Annotated in this window: 14 protein-coding genes; 10 read left to right on the forward strand and 4 right to left on the reverse strand. The window is 75.2% G+C overall.

Annotated elements, in window-relative coordinates; genetic code table 11:
• The first annotated feature begins 35 nt into the window (after positions 1–35).
• From ACRB68_RS34390 to ACRB68_RS34410, 5 genes are all read left to right on the forward strand, one after another.
• Positions 36–1,085: a taurine ABC transporter substrate-binding protein gene (locus ACRB68_RS34390; protein ID WP_153540001.1), complete on the forward strand. Its 1,050-nt coding sequence runs from the start codon at positions 36–38 to the stop codon at positions 1,083–1,085.
• Positions 1,069–1,908 (forward strand): ABC transporter ATP-binding protein, encoded by an 840-nt coding sequence (locus tag ACRB68_RS34395; RefSeq protein WP_153540003.1) that lies wholly within the window; start codon positions 1,069–1,071, stop codon positions 1,906–1,908. Before ACRB68_RS34390 ends, ACRB68_RS34395 begins: the two co-directional genes overlap by 17 nt.
• Positions 1,889–3,631, forward strand: a complete 1,743-nt coding sequence (locus ACRB68_RS34400; RefSeq protein WP_153540005.1) for an amidohydrolase — start codon at positions 1,889–1,891, stop codon at positions 3,629–3,631. The genes ACRB68_RS34395 and ACRB68_RS34400 overlap by 20 nt, the downstream gene beginning before the upstream one ends.
• Before the next feature lie 17 nt (positions 3,632–3,648).
• Positions 3,649–4,752 (forward strand): LLM class flavin-dependent oxidoreductase, encoded by a 1,104-nt coding sequence (locus tag ACRB68_RS34405; RefSeq protein WP_235960685.1) that lies wholly within the window; start codon positions 3,649–3,651, stop codon positions 4,750–4,752.
• A gap of 79 nt (positions 4,753–4,831) precedes the next feature.
• Positions 4,832–5,857 carry a hypothetical protein gene (locus ACRB68_RS34410; protein WP_153540007.1) on the forward strand — a complete coding sequence of 342 codons (1,026 nt, stop codon included), beginning with the start codon at positions 4,832–4,834 and terminating at the stop codon, positions 5,855–5,857.
• A 17-nt stretch (positions 5,858–5,874) separates the two neighbouring features.
• Here the strand turns inward: ACRB68_RS34410 and ACRB68_RS34415 are convergent, their stop codons facing one another.
• The gene (locus ACRB68_RS34415; RefSeq protein ID WP_328595160.1) at positions 5,875–6,855 is read right to left on the reverse strand and encodes a helix-turn-helix transcriptional regulator; all 981 of its coding nucleotides are present in this window, start codon (positions 6,853–6,855) and stop codon (positions 5,875–5,877) included.
• Positions 6,856–6,918: 63 nt separating this feature from the next.
• Here ACRB68_RS34415 and ACRB68_RS34420 point away from each other — a divergent pair, with 63 nt between their 5' ends.
• Both ACRB68_RS34420 and ACRB68_RS34425 read left to right on the forward strand, forming a co-directional pair.
• Entirely contained in the window at positions 6,919–9,186 is a 2,268-nt protein-coding gene (locus ACRB68_RS34420) for an ATP-binding cassette domain-containing protein (protein WP_153540011.1), read from the forward strand.
• A gap of 113 nt (positions 9,187–9,299) precedes the next feature.
• A complete protein-coding gene (locus ACRB68_RS34425; RefSeq protein ID WP_153540013.1) occupies positions 9,300–10,115 on the forward strand; it encodes a hypothetical protein in 816 nt (271 codons plus the stop codon).
• Here ACRB68_RS34425 and ACRB68_RS34430 read toward each other — a convergent pair.
• Positions 10,050–11,384, reverse strand: coding sequence for a hypothetical protein (locus tag ACRB68_RS34430; protein ID WP_328595161.1), 1,335 nt, complete (start codon positions 11,382–11,384; stop codon positions 10,050–10,052). The genes ACRB68_RS34425 and ACRB68_RS34430 overlap by 66 nt on opposite strands.
• Before the next feature lie 3 nt (positions 11,385–11,387).
• Positions 11,388–11,822, reverse strand: coding sequence for a cupredoxin domain-containing protein (locus ACRB68_RS34435; protein ID WP_153540015.1), 435 nt, complete (start codon positions 11,820–11,822; stop codon positions 11,388–11,390).
• 155 nt (positions 11,823–11,977) lie between these two features.
• Between ACRB68_RS34435 and ACRB68_RS34440 the strand changes: the two genes are divergently transcribed.
• From ACRB68_RS34440 to ACRB68_RS34450, 3 genes are read left to right on the forward strand one after another with little or no spacing between them, the layout of a single operon-like run.
• Positions 11,978–13,804, forward strand: coding sequence for a hypothetical protein (locus tag ACRB68_RS34440; RefSeq protein WP_328595162.1), 1,827 nt, complete (start codon positions 11,978–11,980; stop codon positions 13,802–13,804).
• Positions 13,801–13,953 carry a hypothetical protein gene (locus tag ACRB68_RS34445; RefSeq protein ID WP_153540017.1) on the forward strand — a complete coding sequence of 51 codons (153 nt, stop codon included), beginning with the start codon at positions 13,801–13,803 and terminating at the stop codon, positions 13,951–13,953. Before ACRB68_RS34440 ends, ACRB68_RS34445 begins: the two co-directional genes overlap by 4 nt.
• 27 nt (positions 13,954–13,980) lie before the next feature.
• Positions 13,981–14,760, forward strand: a complete 780-nt coding sequence (locus tag ACRB68_RS34450) for an SDR family NAD(P)-dependent oxidoreductase (RefSeq protein WP_153540019.1) — start codon at positions 13,981–13,983, stop codon at positions 14,758–14,760.
• Positions 14,761–14,767: 7 nt separating this feature from the next.
• Here the strand turns inward: ACRB68_RS34450 and ACRB68_RS34455 are convergent, their stop codons facing one another.
• Positions 14,768–15,643 (reverse strand): alpha/beta fold hydrolase, encoded by an 876-nt coding sequence (locus tag ACRB68_RS34455; RefSeq protein ID WP_153540021.1) that lies wholly within the window; start codon positions 15,641–15,643, stop codon positions 14,768–14,770.
• Positions 15,644–15,649: the final 6 nt, after the last annotated feature.

A 15,649-nucleotide genomic window follows, 5' to 3' on the forward strand; every position in this document is an offset into this window, starting at 1 on the left:
TCTCACCTCGCCGCACAGCAGAAAGAACCCCACACATGAAGCTGCGACCACTGCCCGCGCTCGCCGCGCTCACCGCGCTCGGCCTCGCCCTCACCGGCTGCGCCTCGGGCACCGGCGCCGCCGCCGGGGACTCCGCGCCCAACGCCGACGGCACGCCCAAGGCGCTGCGCATCGGCTACCAGGCCATCCCCAACGGCGACCTCATCGTCAAGGACCAGCGCTGGCTGGAGCAGGCCCTGCCGCACACCAAGATCACCTGGTCGCGGTTCGAGTCCGGCGGCGACGTCAACACCGCCATGGTCGCCGGCGGCCTGGACATCGGCCTGGCCGGCTCCAGCCCCGTCACCCGCGGCCTGTCGGCCCCCTTGAACATCAAGTACAAGGTCCCCTGGATCTTCGACGTGATCGGCGACAACGAGGCCCTGGTCGCCCGCGGCGCCACCACCATCGCCGCCCTGAAGGGCAAGAAGATCGCCGCGCCGTTCTCCTCCACCTCCCACTACAGCCTGCTGGCCGCCCTGCAGGGCGCCGGGCTGACGGAGTCCGACGTCACCCTGGTCGACCTCGAGCCCCCCGACATCCAGGCCGCCTGGGCCCGCGGCGACATCGACGCCGCCTACGTGTGGACGCCCGTCCTCGGCCGGCTGCGCACCACCGGCAAGGTCCTGATCACCAGCAGGGAACTGGCCGCCAAGGGCAAGGTCACCGCCGACCTGGCCGTCGTGCGCACCGCCTTCGCCGACAAGTACCCCAAGGCCCTCACCACCTGGCTCCAGCAGCAGGACCGCGCCGTCAAGCTCGTGCGCGCCGACAAGGCCGCCGCCTCCGCCGCCGTCGGCCGCCAGCTCAACCTGCCCCCCGCCGAGGCCGCCCGCCAGATCGACGAGCTGGTCCTGCTCGACGCCCGCCAGCAGCAGGGCGCCCGCTACCTGGGCACCGCCCAGGCCCCCGGCGGCCTGGCCGCCGACCTGCACGGCGCCGCCGAGTTCCTCACCGCCCAGCACAAGATCCCCGCGGTGCCGCAGCTGAGCGTCTTCCAGCAGGGACTGGCCGCCAAGGAGCTGGGCGATGCCTTCCCCCGCTGACACCCCCGCCGGCCCCGTCGAAGAGGGGGCCGGCGGCGGGGCCGTCGCACTGCGCGGCGTGTCCCTGGCCTACGGCGGGCGCCGCGCCCGCGTCCAGGCCCTGGACGACATCGACATCGCCATCGGCGCCGGGGAGTTCGTCACCATCGTCGGCCCCTCGGGCTGCGGCAAGAGCACCCTGCTGCGCCTGGTCGCCGGCTTCCTGGCCCCCACCGGCGGCACCGTGCAGGTCGCCGGCGCCCCCGTCACCGGCCCCGGACCCGACCGCGGCGTGGTCTTCCAGCAGCCCCGCCTGTTCCCCTGGCTGAACGTGCGCCGCAACATCGAGTTCGGCCTGCGCATGGCCCGCGTCCCGGCCGCGCGGCGCACCGCCCGCACCCGCGAGCTGCTGGAACTGACCGGCCTGGCCGACGCCGCCGGCCGCCGCCCCCACGAACTGTCGGGCGGCATGCAGCAGCGCGCCGCCATCGCCCGCGCCCTGGCCCCCCGCCCCGCCATCCTGCTCATGGACGAACCGTTCGCCGCCCTGGACGCCCTCACCCGCGAACGCCTCCAAGAGGAGATCCGGCGCATCTGGCAGGCCACCGGCACCACCGTCCTGCTGGTCACCCACAGCGTCGACGAGGCCGTCTACCTCGGCACCCGCGTGCTGGTGATGAGCCGCCGCCCCGGCACCGTCGTCGCCGACCACCCCTCCGACCTGCCCCGCGCCCCCGACCCCCGCACCGAACCGGCCTACCTCACCCTGCGCGAAAGCGTCGCCGCAGCCGTCCGCCACGCCGCCGACCCCCGCAAGGACCCCCATGTGCACCCTGTGCTCTGACCACGGACGGCGCGCCTTCCTCGGCGGCTCCCTCGCCGCCGTCGCCGCCGCGGCCCTGCCCGCCCTGCCCGCCGCCGCTGCGGCACCGCGCCCCCACGGCGCACCCGACACCGTCTACCACGGCGGCACCGTCGTCCCCCTGGCCCCCGGCCGCCCCGACGCCCAGGCCATCGCCGTCACCGGCGGCCGCATCACCGCGATCGGCTCCGACCGGCGCATACGCGCCCTGGCCGCACGCACCACCGAACAGGTCGACCTGCGCGGCACGACCCTGCTGCCCGGCTTCATCGACGCCCACAGCCACCTGCCCGCCCCCGGCCTCATCGGCCTGTACTGGGCCGACCTGTCCAGCCCCCCGGTCGGCACCGTCACCGGCATCGCCGACCTCATCGCCGCACTGAAGACCAAGGCCGCCGCCGGCGCCCCCGGCGCATGGATCCTCGGCTGGGGCTACGACCAGACCCTGCTCGCCGAAGGACGCCACCCCACCGCCGCCGACCTGGACCAGGTCTCGGCCACCGCCCCCATCTGGGCCGCCCACACCAACGGCCACATGGGCGTGGCCAACACCGCCGCGCTGCGCCTGGCCGGCATCACCGAACACACCCCCGACCCGCCCGGCGGCGTCATCGCCCGCGACCCCGCCACCGGCCGCCCCACCGGCCTGCTCCAAGAGGCCGCCACCACCCTGGTCACCCGCCACCAGCCCGCCCTCACCCCCGCCCAGCTCACCGCCGCCGCCCGCGCCACCGACGCCCTGTACGCCGCGGCCGGGGTCACCACCACCGTCGTGGCCGGCGGCGGCGCCGACACCTACGCCGCCCTCAACGCCTGGCGCGCCGCCGGCGTGCTGCGCCTGCGCGCCCTGCTCATGCTGAACGGCGACCCCCTGGCCCCCGGCGGCCTGCCCCTGCCCGAAGGCACCGGCGACGACCGCGTCCGCGTCTCCGGCTACGGCGAAGCGGTCTACGACGGCTCCATCCAGGGCTACACCGGCTACCTCACCCAGCCCTACCACCGCCTGGCCGACGGGCTGCCCGCCGGCTACCGCGGCTACACCAACTACCCCGCCGACCTGCTGAAACGGCGCGTCGACGCCCTCTACGCCGCCGGATACGCCATCCGCCTGCACGCCAACGGCGACGCCGCCATCGACGACCTGCTGGACGCCTACGAGGCCGCCATCGCCAAGCACGGCCGCCGCGACCACCGGATGCGCGTCGAGCACGCCCAGACCGCCCGCCCCGACCAGCTGCGCCGCATGCGCCGCCTCGGCGTCACCGCCTCCTTCTTCGTCTCCCACACCTACTACTGGGGCGACCAGCACCGCGACGTCTTCCTCGGCCCCGAACGCGCCGCCCGCATCAGCCCGCTGCGCTCGGCCCAGCGGCTGAACCTGCGCCACAGCCTGCACCTGGACAGCCCCGTCGTGCCGATGAGCCCGCTGCAGGCCCTCTGGTCGGCGGTCAACCGCACCACCCGCAGCGGCCGCGTCCTCGGCCCCGCCGAACGCGTCACCCCCGCCCGCGCGCTGCGCGCCCTCACCATCGACGCCGCCTGGCAGCACTTCCACGACCACGACCGCGGCTCCCTGGAGCCCGGCAAGCTCGCCGACCTGACCGTGCTGTCGGCCGACCCGCGCACCGTCCCGCCCCAGCGGATCAAGGACGTCCAGGTCCTGCGCACCGTCGTCGGCGGCACCACCGTCCACCACCGCGACTGACCAAGGAACACCCGCTCATGGACCACCCCTTGAACCTGCACTGGTTCCTGCCCACCACCGGCGACGGCCACGACGTGCGCACCGCCATCACCACCACCGACACCCACCGCCCCGCCGCCCGCACCGCCGACCTGCGCTACCTGGTCCAGGTCGCCCGCGCCGCTGAGGCCACCGGCTTCCAGGCCGCCCTCACCCCCGTCGGCGCCGGCTGCCCCGACCCCTGGATCGTGTGCGCCGCCCTCGCCCAGCACACCGACCGGCTGCGGCCGCTGGTGGCGTTCCGGCCCGGCTTCACCCTGCCCACCCTGCTCGCCCAGCAGGCCCAGGCCTTCCAGCAGATCTCCGGCGACCGGCTGCTGCTCAACGTCGTCACCGGCGGCGACCCCGCCGAACAGCGCGCCTACGGCGACTTCCTGGACCACGACGCCCGCTACGCCCGCACCGGCGAGTTCCTGCACGTGCTGCGCCGCGCCTTCACCGGCACCCCCTTCGACCACCACGGCGACCACTACCGCATCGAACGCGGCGGCCTGGCCACCCCGCTGACCACGCCCCCGCCGATCTACTTCGGCGGCGCCTCGCCCGCCGCCGAGCAGGTCGCCGCCCGCCACGCCGACGTCGCGCTCATGTGGGGCGAGCCGCCCGCCGCGATCGCCGAGCGCATCACCCGGCTGCGCGCCCTGGCCGCCGCCCACGGCCGCACCCTGCGCTTCGGCATCCGGCTGCACGTCATCACCCGCGACACCACCGCCGCGGCCTGGGCCGAGACCGAACGCCTGCTGCAGGGCATGGACCCCGCCCGCATCGCCGCCGCCCAGGCCCGCTTCGCCCGCTTCGACTCCGTCGGCCAGCGCCGCATGGTGGACCTGCACCACGGCACCACCGCCGACCTGGAGATCTCACCGGGCCTGTGGGCCGGCGCCGGCCTGGTCCGCGAAGGCGCCGGCACCGCCCTGGTCGGCTCGCACGCCGAGGTCGCCGAACTGATCCGCGGCTACGCCGCCCTCGGCGTGCAGGAGTTCATCCTGTCGGGCTGGCCGCACCTGGAGGAGGCCTACCGCGTCGGCGAGAACGTCCTGCCCCGCCTGGCCCCCGCCACGACCCAGAACCATCCGGCATGAAACCTCGCCCGGCCCGGCGAACCGGCACACAATCGGCGCAGGCTCCACATCACCACCCGCCGATGCCGGGAGACCCGTCATGCGCCGACCCGCCCCCTGGATCGCCACCGCCGCCCTCGCCGGAACCCTCGCCGGCGCGCTGACCGGCTTCCTGCTCGCCCCCTCGCCCGGCGACGCCGCCCCCCGAGCCGCCACGACCACCCCCACAGCGGTGTCCAAGGCCCGGGCGGTGCGGCCCGCCGGCGCCACCCACCACCTGGCGCTCAACATGCCCGCCGCCGACCGCGCCAAGGCCGCCGCGCTCGGCTACGACCTGTTCGACGTCGGCCCCGACCCGGACGAGATCGCCGCGCTGCCGCCCGGCGGCCGGGCCATGGTGTGGGCCGGCAACTTCACCTGCGGCGACTTCACCATGGCGGCCGACGACTTCACCGCCGCCGTCGAGCGCCTGGCCGGCGACCCGCGCGTCTACGGCTGGTACCTGTCGGACGAGCCCGACCCCGCCGGCTGCCCCGGCATCGCCGCCGAGATCCGCCGCCGCGCCGACATCGTGCACACCCACGCCCCCGGCCAGAAGGCGTTCGCCTCCCTCACCGACTGGAGCATGCGGCCGCTGCGCCCCGAGACCACCCACCTGGACCTGATCGGCCTGGACCCCTACCCCTGCCGCACCGGCGCCACCGGCTGCGACCTGCGGCGCGTGGACGCGATGGTCGCCCAGGCCGACCAGGCCGGCTTCCCCCGCCGCATGATCGTCCCGGTGTTCCAGACGTTCGGCCAGACCTGCGCCGGCGGTGAGGACGCCTGGCGGCTGCCCACCGCCCGCCAGCTGCGGGCCCTGCTGGACCACTGGAAGACCCTCGCGCCCCGCCCCGCCCTGGACATCAGCTACTCCTGGGGCCACCAGCACCAGTGGGCCTGCCCCACCCTCGCCGACGCCCCCGGCCTGCAGGCCGTCATGAAACGCCACAACACCGCCGCCACCACGGAGTCCAAGCCCCCGGCGCCCACACCCACACCCACACCGGCGACGACGACGACGGCGCCGTGCGCGCCGCAGCCGGCACGGCCCAGCGCCCGCGCCAAGGCGATCCCCGGCCCGTAGCCGGCGCCGAACAGCGGTCAGCGCGCCGGCCGGTGCTCCCGGGCCGCCGCGCGCACGAGCCGGGACCCCAGATCGTGCAGCAGGGCGGCCAGCTCGGGCGGCTCGCGGACCTCGAAGTCCACCTCCAGGAACGCCAGCCGCAGCGCGGTGTACTCCAGCGACGCCGGAGCGGGGCGCAGCACGCAGGAGCGGTCGTCGACCGGCTCCACCTCGTGCCCGGCCACCGGGAACCGGTCGGCGAGCTCGGCCGCGGACACGCGCACCAGCAGCACCGGCCGCACCTCGGGCCGTCCCGCCGCCAGCGAGCGGCGCGCGAAGGCCGCCGCGTCCCCGCCGGGCGGCTCGCGCGGCGCGGCGCGCACCCCGGTCGGCTCCGCCTCCTCCAGCCGGTCCACCCGCAGCGTCCGCCAGCCGTCCCGGCCGGTGTCGAAGGCGACCAGGTACCAGCGGCGCCCCGCCGCCACCAGCGCGTGCGGCTCGACCAGGCGGCGGGTGCGGGCGCCGTCCTTGTCGCGGTAGACCAGGCGCAGCCGCTCGCGGTCACGGCAGGCGGCCGCCAGGACGGTCAGCGTCCCCGGCTCGACCGTCGGCCCGGCGGGCGCCCCCGCGATCGGCACGGTGGCGGCGTGCAGGGCGCTCACCCGCCGCCGCAGCCGCGCGGGCAGCACCTGCTCCAGCTTGGCCAGCGCGCGCACCGAGGTCTCGGCCATCCCCGCCACCGCGCCGCCCGCCGCGGCGCGCAGCCCGATCGCGATGGCGACGGCCTCCTCGTCGTCCAGCAGCAGCGGCGGCATCGCCGCCCCCGCCTCCAGCCGGTACCCGCCGATCGACCCGAGCGTGGCGTGCACCGGGTAGCCGAGGCCGCGCAGCCGCTCCACGTCGCGGCGCACCGTCCGCGCGCTCACCCCGAGCCGCTCCGACAGCTCGGGCCCGGTCCACTCACGCCGGGTCTGCAGGAGCGACAGCAGCTGCAGCAGCCGCGCTGAGGTGTCGGTCACGCCACCGAGTATGCCCGCCAATGAGGACAGATCCTGGCCTGCTTGGTGCCTAGCGTGACGGGCATGAGCGAGAGCATCGTGATCAGCGGAGCCCGGGAGAACAACCTCAAGGACGTCTCGCTGCGCATCCCCAAGGAGCGCATCGTGGTGTTCACCGGCGTCTCGGGCTCGGGCAAGTCCTCCCTGGTGTTCGGCACCGTCGCGGTGGAGGCCCGGCGCCGGCTGAACGAGATCTACTCCTGGCACGTGCGCGACCGGCTGCCCAAGCACGAGCGGCCCGACGCCGACGCGATCGAGAACCTGACCCCCGCCGTCGTGGTCGACCAGCGGCCGATCGGCGGCAACGCCCGCTCCACCGTCGGCACCGCCACCGGCGTCCAGCCGATGATCCGGGTGCTGTTCTCCCGGCACGCCGTCCCGAGCGCCGGGGAGGCGAGCCGCTACTCCTTCAACGACCCCCAGGGCATGTGCCCGCGCTGCGACGGCCTCGGCCGCACCGCCCGCCTCGACCTGGACCGCATCCTGGACACCGCGCGGTCCCTGGACGACGGCGCCATCGTGTTCCCGCCGTTCGCCGCCGGCACCTTCACCTGGCAGCTGTACGCCGAGTCGGGCCTGTTCGACCCCGGCAAGCCGCTGCGCGACTTCACCGAGGACGAATGGCGGCTGTTCCTGCACGGCGACGGCTTTCGCGTCCCCCGCCGCAACCGCAACGGAACGCAGGGCGACAACGCCTACGAGGGCATCGTCCGGCGCTTCGACCGCCTCTACCTCAACCGCGACCCCGCCTCGCTGCCCGAGCGCACGCAGGCCCTGGTCCGCGACGCCGTCACCCGCGCCGCCTGCCCCGAGTGCGGCGGCGCCCGCCTGAACAAGGCCGCCCTGGCCGGCAAGATCGACGGCCGCACCATCGCCGACTTCGGCCGCATGGAGATCACCGACCTGATCGCGGTGCTCGGCGCGATCGGCGACCCGGTGGCCCAGACGGTCGCCCAGGCCGCCGCGGACCGGCTGCGGCGCCTGGAGTCGGCCGGCCTCGGCCACCTCACCCTGGACCGCCCGGCCCGCGCGCTGTCGGGCGGCGAGGCCCAGCGGCTGAAGATCGTGCGCTACCTCGGCTCGGGCCTCACCGGCATGACCTACATCTTCGACGAGCCGAGCGCCGGCCTGCACCCGCGCGACGTCGCCCGCCTGAACGACCTGCTGCGGCGGCTGCGCGACCAGGGCAACACCGTCCTGGTCGTCGAGCACGACCCGGGCGTCATCGCCGCCGCCGACCACGTCGTCGACCTCGGCCCCGGCGCCGGGACACGCGGCGGCCGGGTCGTGTTCCAGGGCCCGGTCGCCCGGCTGCGCCAGGCCGACACCCCCACCGGCCGGTCCCTGCGCCGCGCCGCGCCCCTGAAGGACCGCTTCCGCGAGCCGGCCGGCTGGCTCACCGTCGCCGGCGCGCGCTCCCACAACCTCAAGGACGTCACCGCGCGCTTCCCCGTCGGCGTGCTGACCGCCATCACCGGCGTGGCCGGATCGGGCAAGAGCACGCTGGTGGCCACGGAGTTCCGCGCCGCCCACCCCGAAGCGATCATGGTGGACCAGTCGGCGGCCACCGCGGCGCGGCGCGCCTGCCCCGCCACCCACCTGGACATCATGGACCGGCTGCGGCGGCTGTTCGCCGGCGAGAACGGCGCGCCGGCGGGACTGTTCAGCTTCAACTCCACCGGCGCCTGCCCCGCCTGCGCCGGCCACGGCACCGTCCGCACCGATCTGGCGTTCATGGACCCGGTGACCACCCTGTGCCATGAGTGCCGCGGCACCCGCTACCGGCCCGAGGCGCTGCGCCACACCGTGCGCGGCAAGACGATCGCGGACGTCCTGGCGATGACCGCCGAGGAGGCCCTGGCCTGGACCGGCGACCCGCACGTGGAGCGCACGCTGCGCACCCTGACCGAGGTGGGGCTCGGCTACCTGACGCTCGGCCGCTCCCTGGACACCCTGTCGGGCGGCGAGCGCCAGCGCCTCAAGCTCGCCGGGCACCTGCACCGCGACGGCGAGATCTACGTGCTGGACGAGCCGACCACCGGCCTGCACCCCGCCGACACCGCCACCCTGCTCGCGCTGCTGGACCGGCTGGTGGACCGCGGCAACACCGTGCTGGTCATCGAGCACGACCTGGACGTGGTCAAGCACGCCGACTGGGTGGTGGACCTCGGCCCCGGCGGCGGCCGCCACGGCGGCGAGATCGTCTTCGCCGGCACCCCCGCCGACCTCGCCCGCGACCCGCACTCGGCCACCGCCGCCCACCTGCGCGCCGGCCTCGCGCACGCCGCCTGACCCGGCCCGGCCGGGCATCGACTTTGGTCTACCGGCCATGGCACATCGGACGATGCCCGGCCCCGTCCCCGGCGGCACGCTGGAACCACGCGATGCACACGGGGAGCGTGACCTTGCCCAGGATCAGGGGGATCTCGATGAACGGCGCCGCGCGGGGCCACTGGGAACTCGACCACGACGGCCACCGCCTGCGGGTGGAGAGCGAGCGGCGCGGCTGGCTGCGCACCGCCCGGCTGACCGTCGACGGCGAGCCGGCCGGGCAGGACGAGCAGGTGCTGTTCCAGGCCAGGTTCCCCTACGGCGAGCACACGGTGCTCGTCGGCTACGACCTGCGCGGACTGCTGGACGGCCAGGCCGCCCGCGTCCGCCTCGACCCGCCCGAGCCCAAGGACGGCGGCAACAAGGACGGCGATGCCAAGGACGACGCCGCCAAGCCCGAAGGCGTCGCGTTCACCCCGCCCGAAGGCACCCGCGCCGCCCGCCGCGAGCGGTTCGCGATGCAGCATCCTGGCCTGTACGCCTCACGGCACGTGGTGCTGGCCGTCGGCAAGGTGCTGTTCGGGCTGCTCGGCGTCGCCGCGCTGATCAAGGCGCTGCTCGCGCTCGTCCCCTGGCCCGAACTCCACCTGCCCAAGATCCCCTGGCCGGACCTCGACCTGCCGAGTCTGCCCCTGCCCGACATCGACCTGCCCGACGTCGCGCTGCCCGGCTGGCTCACGGCGGTCCTGGCCACCACCAAGTTCTGGCTGCCGGTCCTCATCGCCATCGGCGTCGCCCGCAAGGAGGCCGAACGGCGCAGGAGGCAGCGCGACGCCCGCCAGAACACCGAGCCCGCCGCCGGACCCGCCGCTGGCCCGGCGGGCTCAGCCGCTCAGCAGCGCGAAAAGGCCCGCGCAGGTCAGCACGACCATGACCGCGGCGACCGGTAGCTGCCCGCGCAGCGCCCGCTCCGGCGGCTGGGTGCGCAGCGCCAGGTCGTGCGCGGCGATCGTGCCGCAGATATGGCCGAGCACGATCGCGTTCACCTGCACCTGCGCGGTCAGCGTCGGCCCGGCCAGCCCGTAGTCGACCTGGTTGCCGGTCGAGCCGAGCAGGTTCAGGCCCGTCCCGAACGGGTCGCTGGCCAGGATGAACGTCATCTGGCCCTCCAGCACGAAGAACGAGAAGTAGTGCGCCACGGTGTAGCCGAGCGCGATCGGCAGCAGCGTCGCGGCGAACCGCCCGGGCAGCTCGGCCGGATCGCCGCCGGTCAGCGCCGCGCAGGCGCGCATCGCCGTCCAGTACAGGGCGGCGACGGCCCCGATCGCCGCGGCCAGCCCCAGCGTGCCCCAGACGATGCTGGAGGGGTCGACGTTGTCGCGCCAGTAGGTGGTGCGGGTGATGCCGTCGAACCCGGTCGAGCCGATCAGCACGCACGCCGTCGCCGCCAGCCCCGCCTCGCCGGTGACCCGCACCAGCCCGGCCAGCGGCGTGCGCAGCACCAGCGTCCCGTCGCCGCGCCGCCCGACCGGGCACATGCGCGCCAGCAGGCTCGAATAGGCCTCGAAGCCGTCGCCGCGGGTGAACCAGCCGCGCCCGAACCACCACGCCAGCGCCACGTTGACGGCCGCGTACCCGATGATCAGCGCGCCGACCAGGCGCGGGTCGGAGCGGTGCGGCGCGACCAGCTCCAGCCACACGAACCCCGTCAGCCACGCCGCCGCCGGCCAGTACCCGATCCGCTCCGGCAGCCGGCGGCGCCCGCCCGGATCGGTACGGGTGAGCCGGCACAGCCCCGCGTGCAAGGCGCGCAGCGGATTCACACGCCGCCAGACCGGCCCGAACAGCACGCTGACGGGCACCAGCCCCACCCAGAAGGTGACGAACAGCGCCCACGGCGCCAGGTTGCGCCGGTCTGTCGGTGGCCCCGCGAACGCCACCGCGACCACCAGCGCCGTCGCGGCGAACGCCGCGACGCGGCCGGCCGCGGTGAGGGCGGGCGCGTCCAGGAACCGGGCGGGCCCGCCCGGCAGCGGCCGCCCGCCGTCGGCGCGCAGCCGCGGCCGCTTCCAGGCGACGGTGAGGACCAGGAACGTCGCGGCCACGGCCGCGCCGCCCCCGGCGATCGCGGCGACCGCGTCCAAGGGCAGGTCGGTACGGCCGCCGAGCCCGTGCGCCAGCACCTGCTGCGCCGGGACCTGCTGCGCCGGAACGGGCACCGCTCAGCCCACCTGCAGCTCGAACACCCGGGCGCCCGAGTGGTGCAGCTCGGCCTCGAAGACGCCGGGCTTGTCGGCGACTAGCTCCAGCGTCGCGGCCTTGCCCGGCGCCAGCGTCATCTCCCGGTCGTAGCCGTGCAGGTGGAACTCCTCGGCGGTGTCGCTGGTGACGGTGATCCGCACCCGGGCGCCGAGGCGGACCTTCACCCGGCCCGACGCCGTCCGCACTTTCCCCTTGGTGACAGTCGCCTCGACGTTGGTCACGCCGGTCTGTCCCGCCGGTGCGGTGCCGGTCGCCGGGGCGCCGGACGACCCGGCCGGAGCCGGCGTCGCGCCGCCCGAGGCGCCGCCCGGACCGTCGGCCGGCTTGCCGCACGCCGCCGCCGAGGCCAGCGTCCCCAGGGCCACCGCCGTCACCAGCATCGTCTTGGCCTTCACGCTGGCGTCACTCCCTTCCCTCCGATGCCTTACACCACTCAACGAGACACTAGACAATGACACATTAGTGAGTGACATACTTCGGCCGGGGTGGTTTGTACCCCGTTTCTGTGGCTATGGGAGCATCCATGTTGGACCGACTGTCAAATCCCCTCGTGGACGCCGCACTGGCCGCACCACAGGCCAAGCCCGCCGGCGGCGCCGCTCTCGACCAGATCATCATCGCGACGGGCGCGGCCGGGATTCTGACGGCCGCGCTCCTGATCCTCGGCTGGGGCCACCGCACCGGGCGCCTCACGCTGCTCACCCGGCTGGCCGACCTGTCCGAGCGCGGACCCGGCCGCGGCCTGCCCGGCTGGGCCTCGCTGCCCATCGTCGTCGCCCTGTTCTCCCTGCTCACCGCCCTGCTCGGGATGTACTGGGACATCTCCCTGCACATCTCGCACGGCCGGGACGAGGGACCGCTCGCCAACATCGCCCACTACCCGATCCTGTTCGGGCTGTTCGGCATCTTCACCGCCGGCGTCCTCGCGATCGCCCTGCCGAACAAGGGCGTGCGGCCCGGCAAGGCCGCGGTGCGCATCACCCGCGACTGGTACGCCCCCGCGGGCGGCGTCCTGCTCGCCGGCGCCGGGTTCTACGCCCTGCTCGGCTTCCCCCTCGACGACGTCTGGCACCGCATCTTCGGCCAGGACGTCACCCTGTGGGGCCCCACCCACCTGATGCTCATCGGCGGCGCCGGCCTGTCCCTGGTCGGCATGATGATCCTGGAGCGCGAGGGCCGCCGCGCCTACGACGGCCCCGCCGGGGACCGCCCCGCCGCCTGGGCCCTGTTCGTGCGCCGCAGCATGCACGCCGGCGGCCTGCTCATCGGCCTGTCGGTCTTCCAGGCCGAGTTCGACTTCGGCGTCACCCAGTTCCGCCTGGTCAACCAGCCCCTGCTGATCGCCCTCGCGGCCGGCTGCGCCCTGGTCGCGGCCCGCCTGTGGGTCGGCCGCGGCGGCGCGCTGGCGGCCGTGGTGTTCTACATGCTGATCCGCGGCGGCGTTTCGCTCATCGTCGGCGGGATCATCGGCGAGCTGTGGGCCGCCGTCCCGCTGTACTTCGCCGAGGCCCTGTGCGTCGAGCTCGCCGCGCTCGTGCTCGCCCGCCGCCCGCTGCTGCTCGGCGCGGTGTCGGGCGTGCTGATCGGCACCGCCGGGTTCGCCGCCGAGTACGGCTGGACCCGGTTCGCCTACAAGCTTCCCTGGACGGGCGACATCATCGTCGAGGGCTCGCTGATGGCCGTCGTCGGCGGCGTCGCCGGCGGCCTGTGCGGCGCGATGCTCGCCGAAGGCCTGGAAGGACGGCTGCCGCGCCCGGCCGTCGCCCGCCCCCTGTTCGCCGCCGCGATCCTGGCGTTCGCCGCCGCCGCGACCAACTGCGTCATCTTCAGCGTGCCCAAGGGCGAGCAGGCCACCGTCGACCTCACCGACGTGCGCGGCGACGCCGCCCACCGCACCGCCAACGCCCGCATCACCCTGTCGCCCGCGAACGCCGTCGACGACCCCGCCTGGGTCGCCATCACCGGCTGGCAGGGCAAGGGCCTGCACGTCGAGCCCCTGATCAAGGAGGGCCAGGGCGTCTACCGCACCGCCGCGCCCATGCCGCTGTACGGCGAGTGGAAGACCCTGATCCGCATCCACGACGGCCGCACCCTGGCCGGCGTCCCGATCTACCTGCCCGACGACCCGGCGATCGGCGCCAAGGAGCTGCCCGCCACCGACCACTTCACCCGGCCGGTGCAGAGCGAGAAGAAGATCCTGCAGCGCGAGCTGAAGAGCGGCGTGCCCGGCTGGCTCTGGCTGGTCTGCTCCGCGGTCGTGCTGGCCTGCACGCTGACCCTGGTCATCGCGCTCGGCTGGGGCGTGGCCCGGGTCTCGCGCATCCTGCCCGAGCGGGCCGGCGCCGAGACCGGGACGCGCGAGAAGGCCAGCGCGTGACCCCCGCCGGCGGGGTGCTGGCCTCCCACCCCATCATCACCGCGGTGCCGTTCTTCGTGCCGACCTTCATCGTCGTCGCCGTCATCGCCGTGGTCATCTGGCGCGACCGGCGCCGCGGCGACGACGAGGAGCCCACCGACGTCTCCTAGGGACCCCGCGCCCTAGGGTTGCCGGTCATGACGGCACCCGAGTACCTGTCCGAACTGTTCTCGCTGCGCGGCCGGACCGCCGTGGTCACCGGGGGCAGCTCCGGCATCGGCCGCGCCATCGCCCTGGCCCTCGGCCGGGCGGGCGCGGCCGTGGTCGTCCTCGCCCGCCGCGAGGCCGAGCTGGCCGCCACCGTCGCCGAACTGGAAGGCCACGGCTGCCGGGCCGCGGCGGTCAGCGCCGACCTGTCGGCCCGCGACGCCGTCCGCCGCGCCGCCGACCAGGCCGCCGAACCGTTCGGCGAACCCGACATCCTGGTCAACAGCGCCGGGATCAACCTGCGGCCCCCGCTGCCCGAGCTCGGCGAGGACGTCTGGGACGCCACCATGGCGGTCAATCTGGACGCCCCCTACCTGCTCGGGCAGCGCTTCGGCCCCGGCATGGCCGCGCGCGGCTTCGGCCGGATCATCCACGTGTCGTCCCAGCAGGCCTTCCGCGCGTTCGTCGACAGCGGCGCCTACGGCGTCTCCAAGGCCGGCCTCACCGCCCTGGCCCGCTCCCAGGCCGAGGCCTGGTCACCCCACGGCGTCACCTGCAACACCCTGGTGCCCGGGTTCGTCATGACACCGCTCAACCGGCGGCTGTCGTCGGACCCCGAACGCGTCGCCGCCCTCGCCGCCCGCACCATGACCGGCCGCAACGGCCTGCCCGGCGACTTCGCCGGCGCCGCGGTGTTCCTGGCCAGCGACGCCTCCGCCTACGTCACCGGGCAGGCGCTGTTCGTCGACGGCGGCCTGTCCTCCCACTGAAAGGCCCTCAGCGGGCCAGGTGGGCGAGCAGCAGCCCGGCCACCTCGTCCGCGGCCTGCTCGGGGATCCAGTGCCCCACGCCCGCCAGCGTGCGGAAGGTGTAGGGGCCGGTCACCCACTTGCGGGTGAGCTCGGCGCCCTTGCGGCTGAGCGCCGGGTCGGCGTCGCTCCACACGTACAGGGTCGGGACGGCGACCTTGGTCAGCCGCCTGGGCGGGTTGAACGGCATGCCCCGGTACCAGTTGAGGGCCGGGGTGAGCGCGCCGGAGTTCATCAGGAAGTCGGCGTCGCGGACCGCGCCGCCCACGCTCTGCCCGCCGCCCGCCACCCCGGCGATCAGGCGCGGCCGCGCCCTGCGGTCCAGCTGACGCAGCAGGAACTCGGGCAGCCCCGGAATCTGGATCAGGTACATGTACCACGACTGCAGGAACTGGCGGCTGGTGAACAGGGCCTGCATGAACGCGCCCGGATGCGGGACCGACAGGGCCGTCATGGTGGCCACCGCGTCCGGGCGCGCCCCCGCGAGCGCCCAGGAGACCGCCGCGCCCCAGTCGTGCCCGACCAGGTGCACCCGGCGCCCGCCCGCCCCGGCCAGCTCGACGAGGGCCAGGGCGTCGTCGACCAGCTCGGTCATGCGGTAGGCGAACCTGCCGCGCGGCCGGGCGCGCGGCGAGTACCCGCGCTGGTCGGGCGCCAGGGTGCGGTAGCCCGCCTCGTGCAGCAGCGGCGCCAGCAGGTCCCAGGACGCGGAGGTCTGGGGGAACCCGTGCAGCAGCACCACGGCCTCCCCGTCGATCGGCCCCCGGTCGGCGACGTCGAACACCAGGCCGCCGCGCTCGAAGGAGGTGATGCGCCGCTCGTCGACGCCGTGCTCGATGGTCATGAGCGC

Source organism: Actinomadura macrotermitis (assembly GCF_009604375.1).
Classification (GTDB): domain Bacteria; phylum Actinomycetota; class Actinomycetes; order Streptosporangiales; family Streptosporangiaceae; genus Spirillospora; species Spirillospora macrotermitis.

Excerpts from the sequence above, each read along its gene's own strand:
- ACRB68_RS34390 (WP_153540001.1), top strand. The coding sequence starts at position 36 with ATGAAGCTGCGACCACTGCCCGCGCTCGCCGCGCTCACCGCGCTCGGC.
- ACRB68_RS34395 (WP_153540003.1), top strand. The coding sequence starts at position 1,069 with ATGCCTTCCCCCGCTGACACCCCCGCCGGCCCCGTCGAAGAGGGGGCC.
- ACRB68_RS34400 (WP_153540005.1), top strand. The coding sequence starts at position 1,889 with ATGTGCACCCTGTGCTCTGACCACGGACGGCGCGCCTTCCTCGGCGGC.
- ACRB68_RS34405 (WP_235960685.1), top strand. The coding sequence starts at position 3,649 with ATGGACCACCCCTTGAACCTGCACTGGTTCCTGCCCACCACCGGCGAC.
- ACRB68_RS34410 (WP_153540007.1), top strand. The coding sequence starts at position 4,832 with ATGCGCCGACCCGCCCCCTGGATCGCCACCGCCGCCCTCGCCGGAACC.
- ACRB68_RS34420 (WP_153540011.1), top strand. The coding sequence starts at position 6,919 with ATGAGCGAGAGCATCGTGATCAGCGGAGCCCGGGAGAACAACCTCAAG.
- ACRB68_RS34450 (WP_153540019.1), top strand. The coding sequence starts at position 13,981 with ATGACGGCACCCGAGTACCTGTCCGAACTGTTCTCGCTGCGCGGCCGG.
- ACRB68_RS34455 (WP_153540021.1), bottom strand. The coding sequence starts at position 15,643 with ATGACCATCGAGCACGGCGTCGACGAGCGGCGCATCACCTCCTTCGAG.